Below are 23,224 nucleotides of genomic sequence, written 5' to 3'. Positions count from 1 at the left end.
TTTGGAAGGTTAAAACTTTCGAACAGTAGCTTCTAACCAGTGCAAGCAGGAATGGCATGCCAGTGAAACATCCCCGAGTTGCGGTTTTGCTGGCCGCTTACAATGGTATGCGGTGGATCGAGGAGCAGTTAGCCTCGATCCTCAGCCAGTCAGCTGTCGACGTGACGGTTTGTATCAGCATCGATCCCTCGACCGATGGTACCGAAGACTGGTGCACAGCTTACGCAGTTGCGCATCCGAACGTCATTGTGCTGCCTAAGGTCGGCAAGTTCGGCGGCGCTGCCCGCAACTTTTTCCGCTTGATCCGTGATGTCGACCTTGCTCCGTATGACTTCATCGCATTCGCCGACCAAGATGACATCTGGCACGCAGACAAACTGCAGCGCGCGACTGGGATGATCGTAAGCCGCCATGTCGACGCGTACTCCAGTAACGTCACGGCGTTCTGGCCGGACGGTCGAACACAGTTGCTGGACAAGGCCCAGCCACAGGTCGCTTGGGATTATCTATTCGAAGCAGCCGGACCCGGTTGCAGCTACGTGATGAGCCAGCCATTCGCGCAAACGCTTAAAACCTCGATGCTTGCTAACTGGCATGCCTTGCAGGCGGTGAGTCTTCATGATTGGTACATCTATGCTTTTGCCCGCAGCCACGGCTATCACTGGTACATCGATCCGTTACCGTCCATCGAGTATCGCCAGCACGAGCATAACCAGGTCGGTGCCAACGCTGGGTTCCTTTCACTGCTCTCTCGTTTTAAAACCATTCATGATGGATGGTGGTTCACTCAGGTTAAGACCATCGCCTTACTGGTGGGGCAGGAAGATGACCCGTTCGTAAAAAGTTGGTTGCCCTTACGCCGGAGGCAATTGTTTAAGCTGTCGCTCAGCGCGAGCCAATGTAGGCGCCGAACGCGCGACAAAGTCTTCTTCTTTTGTATTTGCTGGGCCACCGCGTTGTTAGGAAATAAAGCTCAATGAACGCCGCAAAGATATTAATAACCGGAGCGAGTGGTTTCGTCGGCGAGGCGCTGGTGTTCAAACTGTTGGTAGATAAGAAGTTCCGTCCTGTCGCAGCGGTCCGCGGTGCATCCCGCTTGCACGGATTGTGTCCGGTAGTGCCCTTCGACCTTACAGATGCTCAGACCTTGCCAGTGCTTACTGATATCGATGTAGTCATTCACGCGGCGGCCCGAGTGCACGTCATGTCCGAAACGGCGACGGACGCGCTGACCGAGTTCCGCAAGGTGAACGTCGAGGGCACCCTGATGTTGGCCCAGCGTGCCGCGGACGCGGGGGTAAAACGATTCATTTTCATTAGCTCAATCAAGGTCAACGGTGAAAGCACAATCACGGGCAAACCTTTCATGTCGGATGACACCCCTAATCCATCAGGTCCTTATGGAGTTTCCAAACACGAGGCTGAAGAGTTACTGAAGAAATTGGGCAAAGATACAGGCATGGAGGTCGTAATCATCCGTCCGCCATTGGTCTATGGCCCAGGGGTAAAAGCCAACTTTCTGAGCATGCTGAATGCCCTCAGTAAAGGAATCCCTTTGCCGTTAGGCGCCATTCGCAATCAACGAAGCCTTGTCGCGATCGGCAACCTTGTGAGTCTCATCGTCACTTGTATTGATCATCCTGCAGCCGCCAATCAGACTTTTTTGGTCAGCGATGGCGAGGATTTATCCACGCCGCAATTGCTCCGCCGTCTAGCCAGGGCGCTGGGCAAGCCTGCACGACTCTTGCCACTGCCTGAGTGTTTGCTGATGCTAGCTGCAGCTGTGCTGGGAAAGCAGGCAGTGGTAAGGCGCATATGTGGATCACTACAAGTCGATATTGGTAAAAATCGCCAACTGCTGGGGTGGACACCCCCCGTCAATATGGAAAAAGCCCTGCGGCAGACCGCTGGCTACTATCAGGAAAGACAAACGAAATGATGGTTTGGTGGTTGTTATTCGCGGTGTTTGCTGTTTCCTGGGGGTTGACGCTCGTCTTGCGTCGCTATGCTTTGGCCAAGAGCCTGATGGATATTCCAAACGAACGTAGTTCTCACACTGTACCTACGCCGCGTGGAGGAGGGGTTGCAATCGTTGCTGCATTTCTCGTCGCGCTGCCCATCCTCACCGGTTTAGGACTGCTCGACACCTCTGCTCTGTACGCTCTGCTCGGCTCCGGTCTGCTCGTTGCGGTTATTGGTTTCATCGATGACCACGGGCATATTCCTGCTAGATGGCGGTTGCTTGGGCATTTTATCGCTGCAGCCTGGGCGCTTTTCTGGTTGGAAGGTTTACCGCCAATCGAGTTCTTCGGCATCGCTGTTGATTTGGGATGGTTCGGAAGTATTTTAGCCGCGGTGTACTTAGTCTGGATGTTAAACCTCTATAACTTCATGGATGGTATAGATGGCCTGGCAAGTGCTGAAGCGATCAGTGTTTGCCTCGCTATATGCGTGGTTTATTGGGTTTCAGGCTGCGCAGAGCTTGTTTGGGGGGCCCTGATATTGGTGGCAGCCGTAGCGGGATTTCTATTCTGGAATTTCCCTCCTGCTCGTATCTTTATGGGAGATGCCGGTAGCGGCTTCTTGGGGGTCGTACTAGGAGCGCTAGCAATACAGGCTGCATGGACAGAACCGCAATTGCTTTGGAGTTGGCTGATTCTATTGGGAGTATTTATCGTCGATGCGACCTGGACACTCTTTGTGCGGCTGTTCAGGGGTGAAAAAATATACCAGGCCCATAGAAGTCATGCCTATCAACTGGCCTCAAAACATTTTAAAAGCCATAAGGTCATCACTTTATCCATCGTAGCCATTAATATTGGCTGGCTAATGCCGTGGGCGTTATGGGTGGGTTTGGGAGGATCTTGGTTGATTGGCATTGTAGTGGCGTATGTTCCGTTATGTTTAATGGCTTGGAAGATGAGCGCGGGAAAGACTGAGTATTAAAATACGCTTCCGAGGAGGAAATGTAATAAGTTTGTGTTTGGGCATAACCTCTTGAAGAGGTACATGTATGCAACCAAAAAATCTGACAGTCCCAAAGAAACCGGCCCGTGAGGCCCCAGCGCGTCCTTCGCTCCATTCCCATGCTGATCGACCAGTTCATCAGGCGCCCGATGAGTGCCGAAGCTATTCAGGATGCTCCGATGGCAGTCAAGAGGGCCCTGATCCAACGAGCCTTGGGTGCCGAGCTCGGCCACCACCTTAGCTATCCTCAGGGCGCGGAGCGCCCTGAGGAGTCGAGCAGCCAACGCAACGGTAAGATCAGCGACTGTGCTGAACTATAACGGCCCACTTCGCTTGGATATCCCCAGAGACTGCGACGGCAGCTTTGCGCCGCTTCTGATCCCAAAGCACGAGCCCCGTTTTACCGGCTTTGATGACAAGATCGTTGCCATGTACGCCCGTCGCATGACGGTGAGTGAGATTCGCCCATTCCTGTCTGAGCAGTATGCAAAAGACGTCTCCCATGACTTCATCAGCTCGGCTGCCGATGCTGTTTTGGAACAGGAAAGTGGCTTGGAAACAACGTCCGCTTGAGTCCGTGTACCCGGTGAGTTTCTTCGACGCACTGCCGGTCTAAGTTAGTGATGAAGGGCTGGTTTGCAATAAAGCTATCTAGCTGGCGTTAGGCGTATTACCAGAAGGCACCCGGGATATTTTGGGTATCTGGCTTGAGACCACTGAAGGCGCCAGGTTCTGGATGAAAGTCTTGAACGACCTCAAGACCTGCGGAGTTGAGGACGTTGTGATTGCGGTCACGGACGGACTTAAGGGCATGGCCCGAAGCCTTGAGCGCAGTGTTTCGTCACCGCTCCAAGAACCCGACTTTCAAGGTGATTAACTGATCCTCGATGCTGTGCTCCCGATTCACGAAGGAGCCAGTACCTCATGATGCGCCCCGACGGCAAAGTCGACAAAATCTATCTCTACCCCAAGCCCGTCGACTGCGGATTCCACGACACTTGGACACTCAGCCCACGATCACTTGGACACTCGTTCCATGCTCACTTGGACACCTGATCCACGTCCACTTGGATAGGCAGTCGGAGCGCTGCGACGTAAGTTTGCATTGTTAATCTGAAGTCTCTGTCGCCGTCAATTTCGTTGCGCGTCTGCGCATCGATTCGCCGTTCAGTTCGATCCGATAAGCGTTGTGCACCAGCCGGTCGAGGATTGCATCGCCCAAGGTTGGATCGCCGATCAGCGCATGCCATTTGTCCACCGTCATATGGCTGGTCACCAGCGTCGAGCGGTTGCCGTAACGGTAGTCCAGCAGTTCAAGCATGTCGCGCCGTTGCGCAGCGGTAAACGGTGCCAGCCCCCAGTCGTCAAGGATCAGCAAGTCGGTCTTGGCATAACCCGCCATCAGTTTCGCGAAGCGGCCGTCGCCGTGGGCCAGGCCCAGTTCTTCCATCAAGCGCGGCAAGCGCAGATAACGCACGCTATAACCGTCGCGGCAGGCCTAGTGAGCCAGCGCGCAGGCGATCCAGGTTTTGCCTACGCCAGTTCGGCCGCCGATGATCAGGTTCAGGCCGTCGCGCAGCCACTGGCCGCTGCCCAGTTGCAGGATCAAGGCCCTGTCCAGGCCACGCGGGCTGCGATAGTCGATGTCTTCCAGACAGGCGTTATGGCGCAGTCGTGCGGCTTTCAGGCGAGTCGTCAGGCGGGCGTCTTCGCGCTCGGTCAGCTCGCGGTCGACCATCAGGCCGAGGCGCTCGTCGAAGCTGAGATCGTTGATGTCAGGCGTTGCCTGTTGTTCGCCAAACGCCTTGATCATGCCGTTCAGTCTCAGGGTTTGCAGCTTATCGAGAGTTGGGTTGGGCAGCATTTTGATGCTCCTTTTTCAGTCAGTGGTAGTAGCCTGGGCCGCGCAGATTGATATGTTCTTCGGGCAGTAACGGCAGGTTTTGCTTGGCCAGCGGTAGCCGCTCCATGCCTTGGCGCAGGATCGATTCCAGGCTTTTGTAGCTGCACGCGCCAAGTGCCAGCGCTCGCTGGCTAGCGGCTTCCGGACGCTCTTCGCCGTGCTGTTTGCTCAGACGCAGGATGCCCAGGCAGGCGCGGAAGCCGCGCTGCGGATGGATCCGGCGTTCGAGGATGTAGGCGATGACGCCGGCCGTATTCGGGCCTGTCTGCTCTGCCCAGTGGATCAGTCGCTGCGGCGTCCATTCGGCATGTTCTCGGTGACTTTTGGGCATGTGCTCGGTTTGAGGGGGGGGGCGGCCTTTATGTGCTGAAAGCAGATGGCTGGCCACCCGCTGGTTGGCGTGGAAGCATTCGACGGTGTTAGCGGTTAGCCGCACTTCGAGTTGGTGCTTCACCAACTGATACGGCACCGAGTAGTAATGGCCATCGACCTCGACGTGGTAGTCGATATGTACTCGCACCTTTTTCTATTCGGCGTAGACGTAAGGGTGTTCCGGCAGAGCTTGCAGCGCTGGTTGGTCGATGCTCTCGAAGGCTGACCGGCGTGAGCCGGGCAGCTTCTTGAAGGGCTTCTGATTGAGGCGATCCAGCAGCAGCGCGATGGCTGTGTTGAGTTCGCCCAGCGAGAAGAACTGGCGGTTGCGCAGCACCGCCAGGATCCAGCGCTCGACCACTTGCACGCCGACTTCGACCTTGGCTTTGTCCCGAGGCTTGCGAGATCTGGCAGGCAACACGGCCACGCCGTAATGCTCGGCTAGGTCGCGGTAACTGGGGTTGATATCGGGCTCGTAACAATGCGCTTTCGTAACGCCGCTGCGCAGATTGTCCGGTACCAGGATCTGCGATGTACCACCGAGAAAGGCAAAGCAGCGTACGTGCGAGCCCAGCCAGTCGGGCAGTTCCTGCGACCAGGTGGCCTCGGCGAAGGTGTAGCTGGACGCGCCGAGGACGGCGACGACGATCTGCGTCTGGCGGATCTCGCCGGTTCGCCGATCAATGACTGGCACGGTCTGGCCGGCGTAATCAACGAACAGCTTCTCGCCGGCATGGTGTTCTTGGCGCATGACCACATCGATCTTCGCGGCCCAGAGTGCTCGCAGAACCAGCTGTACTGGAAACCTAGCGGGTGGGTGAGCCGATACTCTTGCCAAAGCAGGGCCAGGGTGACGCCGGGACGACGTAACTCGGCATGGACATGAGACCAGTCCGGCATCGGACGTTGATCACTGGGTACCGTCGGCGCTGGCGGGAATTGCGTCCGATAACTGCGTGGGCCAGGTCAGCCCGCAAGCATTGAAGCGGTGCAGGTAATTGCCGGCACTACCGCTGCTAATGCGCAGGCTGGTAGCAATGTTGCGCACGGACAGGCCGGCGTCGAACTTTAGGCGTAGTACCTCTCGGATTTTACGCATGGAAATACGCTCCACGACGACCTCTTCGCTTCGAGAAAATAGGTCGATGGTAGTGAATAATCCTGCGCTGCTGCCTGCCTGAGCTTGGGTCGGATCAGTGAGAGATCACTGTCCAAGTGCTCGTGGAATCGCTGTCCAAGTGTTCGTGGAATCGCTGTCCAAGTGTTCGTGGACTGGGTGTCCAAGTGCGCATCGAATCCCCACCGTCGACTTTCGAAAATCTATCGACGGCCTGGCTGCCTTGGTCGACCTGGACATAAAAGTGGCAGTGTCCGATCCGATGCTTTTCGCTTTCCTCAACAAATCCCGCAACGCATGAAGATTTTGTATTGGGAGCGCATCGGCTTTTGTCTTTGGCTCAAGCGCCTGGAGTCTGAGCGTTTCAAAACATCGCTCGATGCCAGCGGCGGAGCAATCGTTCTGACCGTCCAGGAGGTGAACTAGCTGCTCGACGGTTTTGACCTGTGGCGTAATAGTCTTCAGCAAGTTTTGACGCCTCGATTTGTCGCCTGATTCGGCATAATCCGCGGCATTATTTCCATGCCTGACAACCTTCCCGATGACCTGGCTGCGCTCAAGCAAATACCTGCTCAGATGCAGTCGAAGGTCGTCCATCTCGAGGAAGAAAACGCGCTGCTACGTCAGCGCCTCTTCGGACGTAAATCTGAGCAGACAATCGATCCGGCAACTCCGCAGTTGGCTCTGTTCAACGAAGCCGAAAGTCTTGCCGAACTCGTCGCCGAAGACGTAGATGAAAAAGAGGTTGCGCGGTCCAAGCGTCGTGGCAAGCGCAAGCCTTTACCTGCCGACTTGCCCCGCTCAGAAATCATCCACGAACTGCCTGAGCATGAACTGGCCTGCGTTTGCGGTTGCCGCAAATTCACCATCGGTGAGGAGGTCAGCAAACAGCTGGAGATGGTGCCGATGCAGATCCGCGTGATCAAACATATCCGCAAAGTCTACGCCTGCTGCAACTGCGAACGGCCGCGGTCACCTGTGATATACCCGCGCAAGGGATCGAAAAAGCGTGGCGAGTCCCAGTGTGCTGACAATGTTACTGACCATCAAATATGTGGACGGCTGCCGCTTCACCGCTTTGAAAGGGTGTTAGGTCGAAACGGTGTAGATATCCCGCGCCAAACCTTGGCGCGCTGGATAATCAAATACTGCGACTTAAATATCCAGCTTGACCAGCGCAGCCAATTCGTCGATGCATTTTCGGAAGTCGACCAGCTTGGGGTACAGATACACTTTTCGACTTTGGCATCCGGTCGCATCATGGCGAGTTGGCTCCTGAGAGAATCGGGAACAGCATCCGGCATCAGCTCAGAGCGTTGAATGTGGGGGTTATGGAGTGCTTACGATTCATCAAGCCGACCTAGTGAAATTTAGGCCTGCCTAGCGGCAGGCCGTTATCGGCACCAACACAATTAACACTCTCAGTGAGGCCCCTGAAAGGTACTTTCGAATGAATTCAGATTTTACTATCTTGTAGTAGAACAGAGCTTTTTGTACCTTTTTTCTCGAGTACCAATGTGCTAATTTTTTCGCCGTTTGCATTGAGCTGATCTAAATAGTTCTTAATATTTTCATTTTCGTCAATCATTATAACGCTGGCTGACTTGATCATCTCTTGGAGCTTAATTAAATTTGGAAAACCTCCCAGCTCTCTTAATTCTGCGGAACCAGCGTTGACCCAAGAGCCGTTTCCGAACTTACAGCCGCTAACAACTTCAGCGTACTTGTACCTAGTGTCGTTTTGACTGGCTGAAAGCTTGTCAGAACTGAGTGTGGACCTGGTGAGCAAAATACATTTATCTTTCGCTTTGAAATTTTGAAGCTCGGCCCTCAGACCACCTAGATCCCCTCTGGTGATTGCCTGAGAGTTAACAGTATCCTTGAATACAAGCGTATTTTGGTAAATATTCTGCGTCAGAAAAACTATGGATATTATAAAAAAAGTCGCGATAAACAATTTTATTTTTTGATTTTTGGTATGAAAGTAAATTTTTATCATGGCGCCGACAATTATGGCATAGGCCATTGCCTGTATCGGCCAGAGGATCCATCTCGCATAATCCAAAGTCATCGCTGCGGGTAGAGCTTTGAAGCCGAAACTGACAGTCACTATTACGGCAAGCAAAGAACCGATCAATGCATTTCTCAATTGAGATGATTTTATTAATAGTGACGAAAATAGCGCTGCTATCCAAAAATATGAGAAAAATAAGCCACGATAGTAAGAGTGGGATAATCCAAAATTAGCATCATTGTAAATTATAACAGTTGAAGATTTCGAAACGAAATTTTCGAAAGCGGCTAGCAATCCTTGAATTGGATAAAAGTCTACGCCGCCTGCTCTTGGGTCGGAAATAGCCTCATTGAGAATTACGTATACGAGTAAAGCTGTGGTAATAAAAATGTAAGATAGTTTTAAATAAGATTTTATATTTTTAGGTAATTTAAGAATCTCAGGAATTAGGAAAGCAAAGATAAGTACGGCGACAACGTGTAGCAATGAATAGTTTATTAAAATTAAACCAAAAAAGGCGACCGGAGTAATTAGCCATAGTAATTTTTTTTTGGACGAATCAATCACAACGTCAACGAGAGCAGGTGTGATAAACAGGCCAATAATTAAAGCGTTTTTTCCCGCGAAGGGAAGAGAAAAACCTATAGTCTGATCTAGTCCCCAAAATACGAAATAGCAGATGGCTATCCATACTCCCATTGATATATTTAATGGGAGATGTTTTGCCCAAAGCCACGCCCAAGTCAGCGGAATTAACCAGAGTGAGACAATATTGATAGTTTTGAATGCAAGTAACGCATCGATCGGTGGAAGCCAGCCTAATATATAAGAGTATAGTATAGGTGCGCCAGGTGGATAACTGTGTCCTGAAGTACCTTTTACGTAGTATTCAACTAAAGTTCTATTGATGTCTATTATTTGCGAAAATGTAGGGATTGCGACAGGGTCATCAGCTGGTAGAGTTCCCCCGTTCCAATAAGTATATAAAACTATTAAGCCGGCTGCGACAATTGTCGTATAGCCAACAATATTTGAGAGAGGATTATTTGTTACTTCTTCGCTCGGTGCATCTAGTTTGAGTGTTCTAGAGTAGAGCCAGATTGCCGTAAATGTAAGCGCTCCAAAAAACGCAATAGCTTTTGAATGGTCCAGTCCGACACTCATCGAAACTGTAGCAATGGCAGCAAGATTTAACACTACTAGCGTCAATGCTAGGTATGCTGTCTCTATGCCTCTAATTAGATGTACTTTCTTTTTTGTCATTTTATCGGGCGTATACCTGGTTTTTAGTGTGATTTAGAAATTTAATTTTATGTGTGCGAAGAAGATGCCTTATGTTGACGCACATATTAATAATTTCCGGTGTTTAACTTTCCAATATAATGGTTAACGTTGACAAATTCCATTATGTCGCTCGAAAAATTGTTGAGAATTACGATCATGCCTGCGTTCAACGATAAAAGCACGTTTTACAGTATTGTCATATTGGCAGGAAGGACGACCAGGAAAAAACGGGTTTTTTCTATGTTCGAAAAAAACCGAGGATATCACGCAAAAACTGATCCATGACCAAGTAGGTACACAACTGTTTTTATCGAATTTCAGTACTTTTCTGGTGAAATTTTTATTTTTAAGGGCGTTTTTCAAGTCAAGCTTTGTGAGATGACTAAAAGCAATTTGCATCAATCCTATGACGAAAGGTGCAATGACTAGCACGTTTTCTAAGCCTAATTTAAAAATTGCAGCAATGTACAACGAGAATGTCCAGCCGGCAGAAAAAACCAGAAATAGTGCTAGCAGCTTATGCATGATTAAACTCGAAGCTCTCAAAAAGTTGTAAGTATAAAAATCCTTATCATATTTTTAAGAAGAGTGGAGCGTTACAATAATTCCTAAAAATATTAGTGTGACTCCAACGAAATACTGAGGTTGGAATCGCTCGCCAAAAATAAAATAACTACCGATAGGCACTAATACAAAAGCAAGTGCCATCAAGGGATAAGCTTTTCCTAGCTCGATTTTTTGTAGAACCCAAACCCAGGCTATGGTCGTAACTCCATATAAGGCAAAGGCGCTGAATAGTGTGATCAATAGTTTTTGGTCAAAAATATTTTCGGATTTATGTAGTGCTATAGCGCTCAATTTAAACAACAGTTGTCCTGCTGCAATGCCGAATACACAAATGATCGCGATAAAATATGTCATTTTTGCGTAGTGCCGTTAGTGGATTTTTGTAGAGTGCGTTGCCTTAAATGAAACGGTCTTTTTGGGTTTGATTGTATATCATAGCCAATAAAAGCAAGAATGAACTGAGTTCCGAGTATTACGGGAAGTGCAGATAACATTACTGTTCCAGCAGAAGTAGGTATTCCTGTTTGAAAAGAGGTGATCCAATGAGTCAAGCCAAATGTAGAGCCTAGAAGAAACATAACAATCCCTAGAGGCAATTCGATTGAAGCTAACGACATGTCACGCAAATAATAGTTGTAAAAAATTCTTTTGCCGAAATTTCTAATGTGCTTGAAAAAGAATTCGCCAATTACTTGGGATATTTTTAGATTGCTTACCTCGTCATCGTATTTGGCATCCATAGGGACATCTATAACAACGGCACGCAATGTGTTTAATCTAAAAAGGATATCTGTCTCAAAAAAATATCGACGACTAATTTTTTTCATTGGTAGGTGCTTTGCAACATCTGTATGTATCGCGGTGAACCCATTTGTTGGATCAAATAGGTCCCAATATCCGGAGGATAGTTTAGTCATGAAAGATAATGCGGCATTGCCAAAAAGTCGGATTTTTGGCATTTGACGAATTTCCTCAAGATCAAAAAAGCGATTTCCTTTGGTATAATCTGCCTCGCCGTTAATAATAGGGAAAACGAATGAAGGTATTAACGAAGGATCCATCTGGCCATCGCCATCAACCTTTACGATAATATCCATGCCATCAGCGATTGCGGCAACATAGCCGGTCATTACTGCGCCGCCTACCCCTTGATTTTCGGGGTTTTTTAAAACAGTGACTCGCGGGTCTGTAGAGTTGTCTTCAACATATTGTCCCGAATGCTGCGGGCAGCAATCGTCTACTATATAGATCTTGTCAACTTCTGGAATCATATCCCTGATTACAGTGAGGATATGTTTTTTTACCTTGTAGCAAGGAATGACGACAGATATTTTATGATTTAAGATCATTTTTCACTAGCCTATTGAAACGCGCTAAATAATTTAAGTATGTAGTGATCTAAATTTTTACCCTTGGTGGCCAAGCTAAACCGAAGTCCTCATGGTCCAGTGTGAGATTAGGGTTGTATGCATAATCTCGCTGGATGTTTGGCCAGCGCGCTTGAACATAAGTAATTTCTTTCATAAAGCGCTGTTGCTTTTCTGGTGTATCTTCTTGACCACGAGTAGCTGATTCGTGGTGGTACATTTCGGCAAATGGGGTCCATACGTTTATATAGCCAGCTTCCTGAACGCGCAGGCAGAAATCGACATCATTGAATGCGATCTTCAAGTGTTCTCCATCCAACCCATCGACTTGATCAAATGTTGACTTTTTGATAATCAAACACGCTGCGGTCACTGCAGAAAACTCTTGAATCAACCCGGCTCTACAGAAGTAACCGTAATCACCTTTCGGCAGATATTTATGTGAGTGCCCAGCCACACCGCCTACACCGATAATAACGCCGCCATGCTGTAGGCGGTTATCTGGATACCAAAGACGTGCACCCACGGCTCCGACGTTTGGTTGCAGGGCGATCGACACCATCTCATCCAACCATTCGGGGGTGATGATTTCAATGTCGTTGTTGATCAGACCTATCAGTGAGCCTTTGGCTTCGCGTACGGCACCGTTATTCAATGCGGAGTAATTGAAAGGGCCGTCATCACGCATTACGCGAATGTTTTCCTCCTTGGCGATCTCAGCAAAATACTCAAGTGACGCGGGGTCGTCTGAACCATTATCGATCAAAATAATTTCATAGTGAGGGTAGGTCGTCAGCTCTTTGATGCTGTCAATGCACTGTTTGACAAGCCCGTGAGCATTCCTAGTGGGAATAATGAGACTAACCAAAGGCAGCAGTTCAGGGAGCTGATAGTGAACGCGGTACATCCCCATCGGCAACAGTTCGGTCTTGCCAATATCACCTTTGCGTTGCAAATGTTCATCCAATGCTTTTACACCCGCTAAGGCAGCATAAGGTTTCTCATCTCCTGCCATTGCAGTGCTTCCGGCATGTATACGCCAGTGGTAAAGCACACGGGGAATGTGGATGATTTGCTCTCTTTGCAATTGCTCTACGCACCGCAACGCCAGATCGTAGTCTTGGGCACCTTCAAACCCAGGTCGAAATCGGCCAACAGTGTCGACCAGGTCTCGACGATAGACGCCGAGGTGGCAAATCATATTCTGCGACCGAAACAAAAATTCATTCCAGTCCGACTTGAAATAAGGTGAGCTTCTTTTTCCTTCGGTATCGATCTTGTCTTCATCTGAATACATCACACCTACGTCTGGATTCTCGATGGCAGTGCGAGCAACCCAGTAAAGTGCGTGCTCAGGCAGTAGATCATCATTATCCATCAGTGCAATATACTGCCCTGTGGCTACTTCAAGCGCAGAGTTACTGGCGCGGGAAATATGTCCATTCTCTGAACGAAGAACTACTTTTATACGTCTGTCTTCGTCGGCCAAAGATCTGAGATATGCAAGTACTTCTGGTTTGGTAGATGCATCGTCTGCAAGGCAAAGCTGCCAATTTGTATACAACTGGGCCTTAACACTTTCAATGGCTTCGCGAAGCAAATCGATCGGTGGATTGTAGACAGGCATAATGATTGAGATCAGAGGCTTGTTTGCCCACTTTCTGATTTCTTCGTTTATGCGCCAGCGACCATTATCATCAAGGGTGTCGTAGTACTCGACCCATCTCGTATAGTCGTGGCGATCCGGAACTTCGCGCATTTCCTGTCCGACAAACGCGTGCTCGTTCGCGCCATTCAGCCATCTCAGTCGTGCTATCACGCCCGCAGTGCCGTGGATCTTCCATACAGTCAAGGCTTTTTGCACAGTACTCTGAATACCGCCACCGCGTCTGATGGCAGAGGGTAATACACGAAGCATTTTCCGCAAGCGGCGCAAGAGCAATATCGATCTGCGCAAGGGCGCTGTCACTTTCCAACTCGTGGAGCTTTGCATGCCGATAATGTGCAAGTTTAGATTGTGAATGTGCGTATCTTTTTGCACTTGCTGTAGCGTAAGTTTGCCTTCCAAGTTTTGGATTTGTACGTTTTTGTCTTTAATTTCTTCTTCTAGGGTTTTGTCAAGTTTTAGAAGTTCAAGTTCGTGCGTTTTTTGATTTAGTAGCAGGAGCTGCTCATGAGCAGACTGCTTTAATTCTGCGTATTTTGACTTCGCTTCTTTCAGTTCAAACTCCAGCGGTTTTATCAGACTGGTCGCCAATTCTTTTGATGCTGTTTCATTAAGCACGGTAATCTCTTGAGCGATCTGCTCATCCATAAGTAGCGTCAAGTCTATTTCCAGTACTAGCTGGTCAAGACTTCCGATTGTCGAGAGATCAACAGGCAAAACCATATGCGGGTCGCTGTTGATTGAAAGGTAGAGTGCACTTGTGTCCACGCTTATAAATTTCACTACGCCAGAATTTTTCTCCTGCTCCCCTTGCCACAACCAAACGGTTTCGGTGTTGCGGGTAATCTTCATCTGACGAATGGAAAAAGACTGTCGAACATCGGTCGGGTCAAACCGCAATACAACACTTTCAGGGGAAATCGTAGCCAACGGAAAAACAAGTATCTGTGCACCGTTTCGTATTTCTTGGCTGATAGTTTTGCTTTCTGAAAACGAATCTGAAGTGTCGCTGTAATAAAGGGTTGCGCGTGGTTGCTTTATTTGGGGGGCGCCAAACGTATAGATTGTTTTTTCAGGGGACCAGTCGAGAAAATTGGTGATGTGACGCCCGGTTACTTTTTCCTGAAACTTAGCCTCTTTGACAATAACACGCTCAAGGTCTTCAGGTGTGATGTCGAGGCTCACACTTTCCAATACCTGGATAATGAACGCCTGTCTGCTCAGGGTTGAAGCGCTGGCAGACAGGGGATTTGCACATGCGAGCAGGAGTAACAGAGCGCGCATTAAAAGATGCCCTAGCTCTACTCCCTCAGACATTTCCCATTCAACATCGATTAAGGACGCGTTTCCGTCCCGATCTATAACAATATTTTGGGGTACAGCGTCGATGTATCGCCCCGGCAATAGATCGGTGATGTTTGCAAGATCAAAGGTATTCCCTTCCTTTGCCAGGAGCACTTTCAAGTGTTGGAGATAAGAGGCTACAAAAGGACTGAAGCTATTGGGTGTCCAATCAATCGTATTTGCCGTTTCCAAAAACGACAGGCTTAAGACCGTCCCTTTGGCGTAAGCATCCGTTTCCGGGAGCACGTACTTGAACGTATCGCTCTGCTCAGTGCCTTCTTCGCTTCCCAAACGCCGATACTGGACTTCTATACCCTGCGGCGACTTGACGAACAGCGACTCCTTGCAGTAGGCAGCCTTTCGGCCGGTGCTGTAATGGTAAGCTAGGACCGTCTCAGAGATAGGGGTTGTTCCGGTACAGGAAGCAGCGACCAAGAATGAGTTGGCCAAATCCATGCCCAGATCGTTATCGATGACGACGGGCCAGGCTTTTTCCAGATTGAAATGTGTGACTTCGGGTAGTTGTGGGTCTTTTTTAACGTTTTGCCAAGCAAGGGCTGCGGCGTCGAATTCGTTCGAATCGAAGCCGGCCTCTGTGATGATCGAGTTTGGTAGTTTGTAGTCAGGGCTTGGGGCCAGGAAAGTCGAAGACTTGAATCCGGCTCGTTCAATTAGTCGCGCCAGCTCTTTGCGACCAAACGTTTTTGGCTGGCCGGCGGAGTATCGACCTTCGATGCCATACATTGGAACGCTGACATGATCCTCCGGCGCACCGGCGAAATATTTCAAGCCAAGCTGATTTTCTATCGCAATGAAAAGATGCCCATCGGGTTTGAGCAAACCGCGAATGCGTTTGAGCATGGCATACGCAGGATCGACATCAGCGCTGAACATGCTGGCGTATTCCAATACACCGATGAGCGTAATGGCGTCGAATTGCTCTTCAGTTTTGAAGTCGTCAAAACGCTCTGCCAGAACGGTCACATTCGGCAGCCCGCGAGTGCGGCTGGCGGCAATGGAGGCGCGTCGCGGGCTGCCTTCGAGGCTTAGCAGCTGGGCACCGCATTCGCCAAGGAAGCGGCTGATGGCGCCGCAGCCAGCACCAATTTCCAGGACCTTACCTTTGAGAAGGTGTTCGAAAGGGCGCAGGATGTTGCCACGTATAGAGCTCAGATGGTAAAGCGTTGCCCAATCGGTGCAGTGTTGTGGCAGCTCTTCAGAAAGAACGGACACGTCTGCGGCATCGCGAATAATCTTGGCGAGTTTGTTTTCAGTTACATCACCATCGCTGTAAGCGATGCCTTGGTAATCAGAACGTACCCACACGCCGGTCTGTTCGTCGCGGGTATACCCGTAGCGATCAAGTTCAAACATTTTCAGTTACCAATTTTATTTCCAAGGAGGCACTTAAATCTATCAAGCCCAGTACCTGTGGAGTGGGCGCTACGACAAAGTGAATGGAGTCGTAGCGTCGGTCGTGAGGCAATATATCTTCACCGGACCTGGAGGCGACTCCTACGGAAATGAAGTAATCACCTGTCGCCAGTCGGTTAACAAACTTCAAGCAGGCGGTAGCTTGCGTGCCTGCCGAACCAATCGTCTGGATAGATTCGCAGTCAAGCAGGTATGAATTGGTACCATAGACCGTTACCCCTTCCTTGGTCTTGATGGTAAAACCAAGAATCGGACTGACGACCATATGATTAAATTGAATCGCGAGATTAAGTTCGATTTCGTCACCCGATTCAATGCTGTTCGGGTAGTCGCTACCTGCTGCACTCAGATGAAAATCGAGCAGCGCTGCTGCGCCATCACCCCAGCGATACTCATGGGGGTTGTAACCCGGCCGACTGGCATAGGCGTCTTGCTCGAAGCTGAGTTTTACTGTTTCTGCAGATCGGGCAGGGAGTTCAGCCAACGGCTCGGGAGCGTCTTTTTTTCCCGGACGCTTTTCGCGACCGAAGAGGATATCCATGTAGCGGTTGACGACCGGCCGAGGCTCGCCGATCAGTTCGATTCTGCTTTGGTTGATCAGAACCGCGCGCGAGCAGTGAGTGACCACCTGTTCACTGGCGTGGGTCACCAGCAAAATGCTGGTGCCGTTGTCTTTGAGTTGTCGCAGGCGTTCAAAACACTTGGCCTGGAATCGGGCGTCGCCCACGGAGAGCGCCTCATCCACGATGAGGATGTCGGGATCTACTTGCGCCTGAACCGCGAACGCCAGCCTTACCGCCATACCGCTTGAGTACGCTTTGACAGGCTGATCGATGAACTCGCCAATGTCAGCAAACCCTGCGATCGCATCGAAACGATTGTCTACCTCTTCCCTGGTCAAGCCCAGTAATGCAGCGTTGAGGTAGATGTTTTCACGTCCCGAAAACTCTGGATTGAATCCAGACCCAAGTTCCAGCAATGCAGCAATACGTCCCCGGGTTTCGATCGAACCGGTCGTAGGCGTCAGTGTGCCGCAGATAATTTGCAGAAGCGTGGATTTGCCAGAGCCGTTACGACCTACGATACCGACTGTTTCGCCTTTTTTTACCTCAAAGCTGATGTCGCGAAGCGCCCAGAATTCCTTGCCATAGGTGGTGATCTCGTCACCAATCCATCGCTGGAAGCGCGGCATGATTGCCTGCTTCAAACGATCGCGGGGTTTGTCATAGGTATAAAAACACTTGGAGATGTTTTGTACGCTGATCGCGACATTATCAGAGGACATCAGCGAACCCTTTTCGTGTTTTTTGGAAGAACCAGAACCCTGCCACGGCAATGAGTGCACCGATAATCATCGCCATGCCCAGGCTGTCCCACTGAGGCATATGTCCAAAAAGCAGAACGTTACGGCTTTCCTCAATGATGTAGGTTAGCGGATTAAGTCGAAGCCACGGTTGATAGACCTCGGGAAGCGCAGCAACCGGATACAGCACGGGTGACAAAAACAGCAGTACGGTAGTCAGCACGGCAATGACATGACCAACGTCCCGCAGAAATACGCCTAGGGATGCCAAAAACCAGCTAAAGCCCAGTGTCGCCATAAGCAGGGGTACCAGAATCAGCGGGAACAGAAGGGCGGTCCACTGCATTGTATGCGTCAGGATCACTTGGGCGATCAACAGGACTACCAGGCTGATGCCGCTGTGGAACAAGGCCGACCCCAGTGTAATGACAGGGAGGATCTCCAGAGGAAAAACGACCTTCTTGACGTAGTTTCCGTTGGTGAGGATAAGCGACGGTGCACGGTTGGCACATTCGGCAAACAGCCCATGGACGATCATGCCCACGAACAGCAGGATGGCAAAGCCACCTTTGCCCGGATCCATGCCTACCCAGCGGGCCTTGAAGATCTCGGAGAAAACGAAGGTATACACAGCCAGCATCAATATCGGGTTAAAGAAGGACCAAGCCAACCCCATCACTGAGCCACGATAGCGCCCGACTACTTCACGAGTGGTCATCTGCGCGATAAGTTGGCGGTTGTGCCACAAGCTTTTGACTAGGCTTGCCGGTCCGCTTGCCGGGGAAAGATGTGGATTCACTAGGCGAATACCTCGGCGTTCGCCAGAAGGGCGGCAACCTGGTCTTTGGCAGACAAAGTAGGCTCCTCGGTTATTGGCCAATCGATACCAACGGCAGGATCGTTCCAGGCCAGGCTTCGTTCGTAGGCAGGTGCGTAGTAATCGGTGGTTTTGTACAAGAATTCGGCACTCGACGACAGAACTACGAAGCCATGGGCAAACCCTTCAGGCACCCAAAGCTGGTGTTTGTTTTCTGCGCTGAGATAAGCCCCGACCCATTTGCCGAAGGTTGGGGAGCTTTTGCGAAGGTCAACAGCGACGTCGAATACTTCACCCACGGTCACACGGACCAACTTGCCCTGAGGTTGTTTGATCTGGTAATGGAGACCGCGCAGTACGCCCTTTACCGAGCTGGAGTGATTGTCCTGGACGAACTGGACCTCGCGGCCTACCGCTTCATCGAAGGTCTTTTTATTGAAGCTTTCATAAAAAAAACCGCGTTCGTCACCAAAGATTTTTGGCTCGAACAGGATGACTTCCGGAATGGCGAGCGGTGTTGTTTTGACAGTCATAGATTTTCAACCAGGAAAGGGCGTGAAATAGCCTCGCTGCCTATCTGAATAAGGCGCGTTGGCAATGGCATTGAAGATTTAAATGATGTTACCGAAGTGGTAAATGAAAACGCTGACGAGTTAAATCTCACCTGCTGTTCGCGGCGTGCTGATGAACGGTCGAAGAGGCTGATATCACGCATACTTTTCTACCACCGGCCGATGCAATGGGAAATCCCCTTGTCTGGCTTCATTTCGTTCCTTCAGTGTATCGAAGTCTAATCCGTATTGGGTTCAGGAACCTTGGAGACATGATCAGGCAAGCTGAAACGCCGAGAGTTCAGCTACGCGACTAACGGCGGATTGTCGTCGATTTACAAGGCGCGACGACTTCAGCACCTCTTCGCCGTAGGCGGGCGGCACCTTACCATATGTCAGCCGCAAGGGCATCCACGGGCCGTATCAGCTGGGAGGGTGCCTCGGAGCCGGCGATCAGATCCAGTTCAGACATGTTGCGATGAAAAGGCTAATGTTGCCTGGTGATGTCTGACGGTAGACCCCCGATTTTTTCATCAGAAATATACGTCTAATCAGCGCGCTATCTCGAGCTTGCTCAAATCTGGCCATGGTCTGTTGACTTTGAGGAGTGAGTTTCTCGCTGAAACCCTTCAGAATCAGCAGGTTTTGGCTACTCCACTGCCTGAATCTGCCTGTGCACATCTTGCCTAGGCGAACCACCCTGTCTCTCCAGCGGTTATTTGCGCCGATGATGTTGTCGCTGTGTTGACGATAGTCGAGGGTCGGCAACGGGTCGTAAAAAACGGTTCCGCCACACCCTGTGACTAAAAGATAGGTCAGCCAATCATGTGCAACGATTTCCGCGTCATCAGGCGTGTGAGCAAGCAATTCGCGGGCTTCCGAGTTGATGAGCATGGTATTTGCCCCCGCGATACTCTGAACCAGCGCATTGGCGAATGCAGGTGCTGCTGTGAACAGTGGGGAGTAACCTTCTAGTCGCTTGTCGGCTGAGATCAGTCGCGTTCTTGAGCAGTACAGTGCTGGAACATTTTGCACCTTGCCCACTTTGGCAAGACCGCGTTCGAGCTTGTCGTCGAACCAGATGTCATCTTGGTCACTGAAGGCAAAGTAGTCTGCAATGATGGAGCGATTTTTTATCAAAGACAGGAAGTTTTTTGCAAACCCTTGGTTAGGGCCATTGAGCAGAATCAGGCGGTCCTTCCCTTGCGTCTTCTGGAAGTCTTTCAACAATAATAATGTTTCATCGCTCGAGCCATCATCAGAAGCGTAGACAACCCAATTTTTATGTGTCTGTCTTACGAATGAGTCTAGCTGCTCGCCTAAAAACCGGGAGCCGTTAAATGTGCAAAGCAAGATGGCAACCTTGGCGCGGGACGTGTCGATCGCATCCGATTCACTAAAAAGGTGGCTAAGGTTGGAGCGATGTGGCTGCGTGTTCATTCTTGATCTCAAGCGTTACCGAGCCATCTGGGTTTCAGTATGGATTAAACGTCTGGAGTATAAAGTCTCGGTAGATGGCGTCTGGTGAGAAGCGGCTTTTGCGGCAGTGTACCGTCATCGTTTTTCGTGAAATTGACCTCAGACACTACATTTTAAGGGGGATCGTGTGGAAAGTCTTTGTCAGTGGCACTTCTGCCGCTCCTTGCGATCTAAAGCGAGGCGTTTCAGTGCTTCCATGCTTCCATTTTCTTGACAGCGTGAAGCTAAACGCGCTTACCGAAATCCCCGTGCTATCAGAAATTTTTGGGGTGGGACGACTTTTCTTGGTTGAGATGTGACCGTGTCCTCCAGATCGGTCAGTATAATGACGCTTTGGCCTTTGGTTGACTGTTGATAAGGTTGGAAGTGTTAACGCCTTGGACCAACTGGCATTTTCATGCGAGCGAAGGGCCTGTACAGGTACACTGAAGCAATGTCCGAGATTGGGAGCGGAAATAGTGTTCGAGGATGGTATGGATAGACTCAGAGCTTTTTTGCTTGGCCTGCCTCGCCGGAAGAAGAGACTGATTCAGGTCGCTACCGACGTTGTGCTGGTATGGGTGGCGCTCTGGTTGGCGTTTATCGTGCGCCTCGGTATTGACGACATGTATAACCCTTTGAGGGTTCATCTCTGGCTCTTTGCTTTTGCTCCGGTCATCGGGATACCGCTTTTCATTCGCTTTGGCATGTACCGCGCAGTGATGCGTTATTTTGGCAATGATGCACTGATCGCCATCATCAAGGCCGTCAGTCTGTCATCCTTGATTCTTGCCGTGGTCGTGTACTGGTACAGCAACCACGAAGCCGTCGTTCCGCGCTCGATCATCTTCAACTATTGGTGGCTGAGCCTCGTTATTATCGGTGGCCTTCGCTTGTGCATGCGTCAGTATTTTATGGGGGACTGGTTCACCGCAGCCCAGCATGTACCGTTTACCAGTCGTGATGACGGCCTCACCAAAGTCGCGATTTATGGCGCCGGGGTGGCGGGTAACCAACTTGTTGCGGCGTTGCGCATGGGTAAGGTTATGCGACCTGTAGCGTTTATCGATGACGACCCGAGCATTTCCGATCGCTCTATTTCCGGACTTCAAGTCTATAAACCCAAGCACATTCAACAGATGATTGATGTCACCGGGGCGCAGGAAATTCTGTTGGCGTTGCCCTCATCAACCCGTGCGCGTCGCAGAGAAATTCTTAATCTGCTTGAGGGGTTCCCTCTTCACATACGTAGCGTGCCTAATTTCACTGATCTAGCCAGTGGGCGAGTCAAAGTAGAAGACATTCAGGAGGTTGACATTGCCGACTTGCTGGGTCGCGACTCTGTGCCAGCGCAACCTGACTTGCTCGCGCATTGCATCAGGGGCAGGGTGGTAATGGTGACGGGAGCCGGAGGATCCATTGGTTCAGAGCTTTGCCGACAGATTTTCTCTCTAGGACCTACCACGCTTATTCTGTTTGAACACAGCGAATTCAATCTCTACAGCATTCTCTCGGAACTTGAGCGGCGCGTTGATCGTGAGTCCATTTCAATCCAGCTGCTTCCGATCCTCGGATCGGTTCGCCATCCGCACAAGCTGCTGGACGTGATGAAGACTTGGAGTGTGGACACTGTCTATCATGCTGCCGCTTATAAACACGTGCCCATGGTCGAGCACAATATTGCTGAAGGCGTACTCAACAACGTCATTGGTACGCTCAACACCGCCCAAGCTGCCCTTCAGTCCGGGGTCGCCAATTTTGTGTTGATCTCCACTGACAAGGCGGTACGACCGACCAATATCATGGGCAGTACCAAGCGTCTCGCGGAATTGACACTGCAGGCCCTGAGTCGCGAACTCGCTCCGGTTCTGTTCGGTGACAAGGCCAACGTTTCTCGGGTGAACAAGACTCAATTTACCATGGTCCGCTTTGGCAATGTCTTGGGTTCGTCAGGTTCAGTTATCCCGCTGTTCCATCGCCAGATCAGATCCGGTGGTCCCCTGACAGTAACCCACCCCAAAATTACCCGATATTTCATGACCATTCCCGAAGCTGCGCAGTTGGTCATTCAGGCGGGTTCTATGGGACAGGGGGGGGAAGTGTACGTGCTGGACATGGGAGAACCGGTCAGGATCGTCGAATTGGCTAAGAAGATGATCCACCTGTCCGGCTTAAGCATTCGGTCGGATAAAAACCCTCAGGGTGATATTTCAATCGAGTTCACCGGCCTACGTCCAGGCGAAAAGCTCTACGAGGAATTGTTGATTGGCGATAACGTATCAGCCACCGAGCACCCCATGATCATGAGTGCGACTGAGGACTACCTTTCCTGGGACATACTCAAGGTAAAGTTGACGGATCTTCTGAACGCTGTCGAACAGGATGATTACGCGCGCGTCCGCCAACTCCTACGCGAAACCGTCAGCGGCTACACCCCCGACGGTGAGATCGTCGACTGGATTTACCAACAGCGCCGGCTCGAACCCTGATTGTTTCACATCCCGCAACAGACACACTTTTGACAGGCTCCATACATCGCCTAAATTTGGAAGGCAGCTTCGGAGAAGCTGCTTTCCCAAATCGATGAAATGGAGCTTCAACTATGCGTACTGGCTATTTTTCTTCCCTGGTTTTTGCACTCCTCACCAGCCTCTCTCTCACCACCCACGCGGCCCCTGCGCCGAAAGCCGAGACTGCCGCGCCAAGCGCAACACAGCAAATCGCTCCCGACCCGCAGGCACCCAAGGTTCAACTCAACAAGGCTGACGCCATCACTCTTCAGCGTGATCTGATAGGGGTAGGCGAGGCGAAAGCCCAAGACATTGTTGCGTATCGTGATATGAACGGTCCATTCGCTACGGTGGACGAATTGCTCGAAGTCAAAGGGATTGGTAAGGCGATCCTGGATAAAAACCGCGAAAGGCTGGTGGTGAACTAAGCTTAACAGCGAGCTTGCAAGGCCGGTCATTGACCGGCCTTTTTGCATGTGCGCCAGGCATGGCGCGTTGCGCGCAAGCGCAACCAGCTTGGCTGTGGTGGCCTCGCTGGTGACTTGGAGGT

14 protein-coding genes and 5 pseudogenes are annotated in these 23,224 nt (G+C 50.5%); 8 read left to right on the top strand and 11 right to left on the bottom strand.

Going from position 1 to position 23,224, the window contains the following annotated elements; all coding sequences use genetic code 11:
• The first annotated feature begins 56 nt into the window (after positions 1–56).
• The 4 genes and pseudogenes from AAEZ09_RS26610 to AAEZ09_RS26595 all read left to right on the top strand — a co-directional run.
• Complete coding sequence (locus tag AAEZ09_RS26610) at positions 57–980, top strand: glycosyltransferase (RefSeq protein WP_350601392.1); 924 nt, start codon at positions 57–59, stop codon at positions 978–980.
• Positions 977–1,939, top strand: coding sequence for a UDP-glucose 4-epimerase family protein (locus AAEZ09_RS26605; RefSeq protein WP_350601391.1), 963 nt, complete (start codon positions 977–979; stop codon positions 1,937–1,939). Before AAEZ09_RS26610 ends, AAEZ09_RS26605 begins: the two co-directional genes overlap by 4 nt.
• Positions 1,936–2,946: an MraY family glycosyltransferase gene (locus AAEZ09_RS26600; protein ID WP_350601390.1), complete on the top strand. Its 1,011-nt coding sequence runs from the start codon at positions 1,936–1,938 to the stop codon at positions 2,944–2,946. The genes AAEZ09_RS26605 and AAEZ09_RS26600 overlap by 4 nt, the downstream gene beginning before the upstream one ends.
• Positions 2,947–3,086: 140 nt before the next feature.
• Positions 3,087–3,806 (top strand): annotated as a pseudogene (locus AAEZ09_RS26595) (IS256 family transposase); the annotation flags it as partial.
• A gap of 269 nt (positions 3,807–4,075) precedes the next feature.
• Here AAEZ09_RS26595 and istB read toward each other — a convergent pair.
• A pseudogene (gene istB, locus AAEZ09_RS26590) lies at positions 4,076–4,831 on the bottom strand (IS21-like element helper ATPase IstB).
• Between the two features lie 19 nt (positions 4,832–4,850).
• A pseudogene (gene istA / locus AAEZ09_RS26585) lies at positions 4,851–6,341 on the bottom strand (IS21 family transposase).
• A 97-nt stretch (positions 6,342–6,438) separates the two neighbouring features.
• On the opposite strand from istA, the pseudogene tnpB reads away from it, so the two are divergent.
• Positions 6,439–6,785, top strand: a pseudogene (gene tnpB, locus AAEZ09_RS26580) (IS66 family insertion sequence element accessory protein TnpB).
• An 87-nt stretch (positions 6,786–6,872) separates the two neighbouring features.
• A pseudogene (locus tag AAEZ09_RS26575) lies at positions 6,873–7,505 on the top strand (transposase); the annotation flags it as partial.
• A gap of 310 nt (positions 7,506–7,815) precedes the next feature.
• Here AAEZ09_RS26575 and AAEZ09_RS26570 read toward each other — a convergent pair.
• The 9 genes from AAEZ09_RS26570 to AAEZ09_RS26530 form a co-directional block, all read right to left on the bottom strand.
• On the bottom strand, positions 7,816–9,636 hold the full coding sequence (locus AAEZ09_RS26570; protein WP_350601388.1) for a hypothetical protein: 1,821 nt from the start codon (positions 9,634–9,636) through the stop codon (positions 7,816–7,818).
• 123 nt (positions 9,637–9,759) lie between these two features.
• Positions 9,760–10,182, bottom strand: coding sequence for a hypothetical protein (locus tag AAEZ09_RS26565; protein ID WP_350601387.1), 423 nt, complete (start codon positions 10,180–10,182; stop codon positions 9,760–9,762).
• Positions 10,183–10,236: 54 nt separating this feature from the next.
• A complete protein-coding gene (locus AAEZ09_RS26560; RefSeq protein ID WP_350601386.1) occupies positions 10,237–10,578 on the bottom strand; it encodes an EamA family transporter in 342 nt (113 codons plus the stop codon).
• On the bottom strand, positions 10,575–11,573 hold the full coding sequence (locus AAEZ09_RS26555) for a glycosyltransferase family 2 protein (RefSeq protein ID WP_350601385.1): 999 nt from the start codon (positions 11,571–11,573) through the stop codon (positions 10,575–10,577). The genes AAEZ09_RS26560 and AAEZ09_RS26555 overlap by 4 nt, the downstream gene beginning before the upstream one ends.
• A 49-nt stretch (positions 11,574–11,622) precedes the next feature.
• Complete coding sequence (locus AAEZ09_RS26550) at positions 11,623–15,975, bottom strand: glycosyltransferase (RefSeq protein WP_350601383.1); 4,353 nt, start codon at positions 15,973–15,975, stop codon at positions 11,623–11,625.
• On the bottom strand, positions 15,968–17,320 hold the full coding sequence (locus AAEZ09_RS26545; protein WP_350601382.1) for an ABC transporter ATP-binding protein: 1,353 nt from the start codon (positions 17,318–17,320) through the stop codon (positions 15,968–15,970). The genes AAEZ09_RS26550 and AAEZ09_RS26545 overlap by 8 nt, the downstream gene beginning before the upstream one ends.
• Positions 17,310–18,137 (bottom strand): ABC transporter permease, encoded by an 828-nt coding sequence (locus AAEZ09_RS26540; protein WP_350601380.1) that lies wholly within the window; start codon positions 18,135–18,137, stop codon positions 17,310–17,312. The genes AAEZ09_RS26545 and AAEZ09_RS26540 overlap by 11 nt, the downstream gene beginning before the upstream one ends.
• Positions 18,137–18,688 (bottom strand): dTDP-4-dehydrorhamnose 3,5-epimerase, encoded by a 552-nt coding sequence (gene rfbC / locus AAEZ09_RS26535; RefSeq protein WP_350601379.1) that lies wholly within the window; start codon positions 18,686–18,688, stop codon positions 18,137–18,139. Before rfbC ends, AAEZ09_RS26540 begins: the two co-directional genes overlap by 1 nt.
• A gap of 471 nt (positions 18,689–19,159) precedes the next feature.
• On the bottom strand, positions 19,160–20,146 hold the full coding sequence (locus tag AAEZ09_RS26530; protein ID WP_350601378.1) for a glycosyltransferase family 2 protein: 987 nt from the start codon (positions 20,144–20,146) through the stop codon (positions 19,160–19,162).
• A 512-nt stretch (positions 20,147–20,658) separates the two neighbouring features.
• Between AAEZ09_RS26530 and AAEZ09_RS26525 the strand changes: the two genes are divergently transcribed.
• Entirely contained in the window at positions 20,659–22,653 is a 1,995-nt protein-coding gene (locus AAEZ09_RS26525) for a polysaccharide biosynthesis protein (protein WP_350601399.1), read from the top strand.
• Between the two features lie 113 nt (positions 22,654–22,766).
• Positions 22,767–23,102 carry a ComEA family DNA-binding protein gene (locus AAEZ09_RS26520; protein WP_350601376.1) on the top strand — a complete coding sequence of 112 codons (336 nt, stop codon included), beginning with the start codon at positions 22,767–22,769 and terminating at the stop codon, positions 23,100–23,102.
• The last annotated feature ends 122 nt before the right edge of the window (positions 23,103–23,224 follow it).

Source organism: Pseudomonas sp. 65/3-MNA-CIBAN-0223 (assembly GCF_040310425.1).
Taxonomy (GTDB): Bacteria; Pseudomonadota; Gammaproteobacteria; order Pseudomonadales; family Pseudomonadaceae; genus Aquipseudomonas; species Aquipseudomonas gregormendelii.
This window is presented reverse-complemented; position numbering and strand designations above follow the sequence as displayed.

Coding starts and splice junctions, on each gene's coding strand:
- AAEZ09_RS26610 (WP_350601392.1), top strand. CDS start 57: ATGCCAGTGAAACATCCCCGAGTTGCGGTTTTGCTGGCCGCTTACAAT.
- AAEZ09_RS26605 (WP_350601391.1), top strand. CDS start 977: ATGAACGCCGCAAAGATATTAATAACCGGAGCGAGTGGTTTCGTCGGC.
- AAEZ09_RS26600 (WP_350601390.1), top strand. CDS start 1,936: ATGATGGTTTGGTGGTTGTTATTCGCGGTGTTTGCTGTTTCCTGGGGG.
- AAEZ09_RS26570 (WP_350601388.1), bottom strand. CDS start 9,636: ATGACAAAAAAGAAAGTACATCTAATTAGAGGCATAGAGACAGCATAC.
- AAEZ09_RS26565 (WP_350601387.1), bottom strand. CDS start 10,182: ATGCATAAGCTGCTAGCACTATTTCTGGTTTTTTCTGCCGGCTGGACA.
- AAEZ09_RS26560 (WP_350601386.1), bottom strand. CDS start 10,578: ATGACATATTTTATCGCGATCATTTGTGTATTCGGCATTGCAGCAGGA.
- AAEZ09_RS26555 (WP_350601385.1), bottom strand. CDS start 11,573: ATGATCTTAAATCATAAAATATCTGTCGTCATTCCTTGCTACAAGGTA.
- AAEZ09_RS26550 (WP_350601383.1), bottom strand. CDS start 15,975: ATGTTTGAACTTGATCGCTACGGGTATACCCGCGACGAACAGACCGGC.
- AAEZ09_RS26545 (WP_350601382.1), bottom strand. CDS start 17,320: ATGTCCTCTGATAATGTCGCGATCAGCGTACAAAACATCTCCAAGTGT.
- rfbC (WP_350601379.1), bottom strand. CDS start 18,688: ATGACTGTCAAAACAACACCGCTCGCCATTCCGGAAGTCATCCTGTTC.
- AAEZ09_RS26530 (WP_350601378.1), bottom strand. CDS start 20,146: ATGAACACGCAGCCACATCGCTCCAACCTTAGCCACCTTTTTAGTGAA.
- AAEZ09_RS26525 (WP_350601399.1), top strand. CDS start 20,659: ATGGATAGACTCAGAGCTTTTTTGCTTGGCCTGCCTCGCCGGAAGAAG.
- AAEZ09_RS26520 (WP_350601376.1), top strand. CDS start 22,767: ATGCGTACTGGCTATTTTTCTTCCCTGGTTTTTGCACTCCTCACCAGC.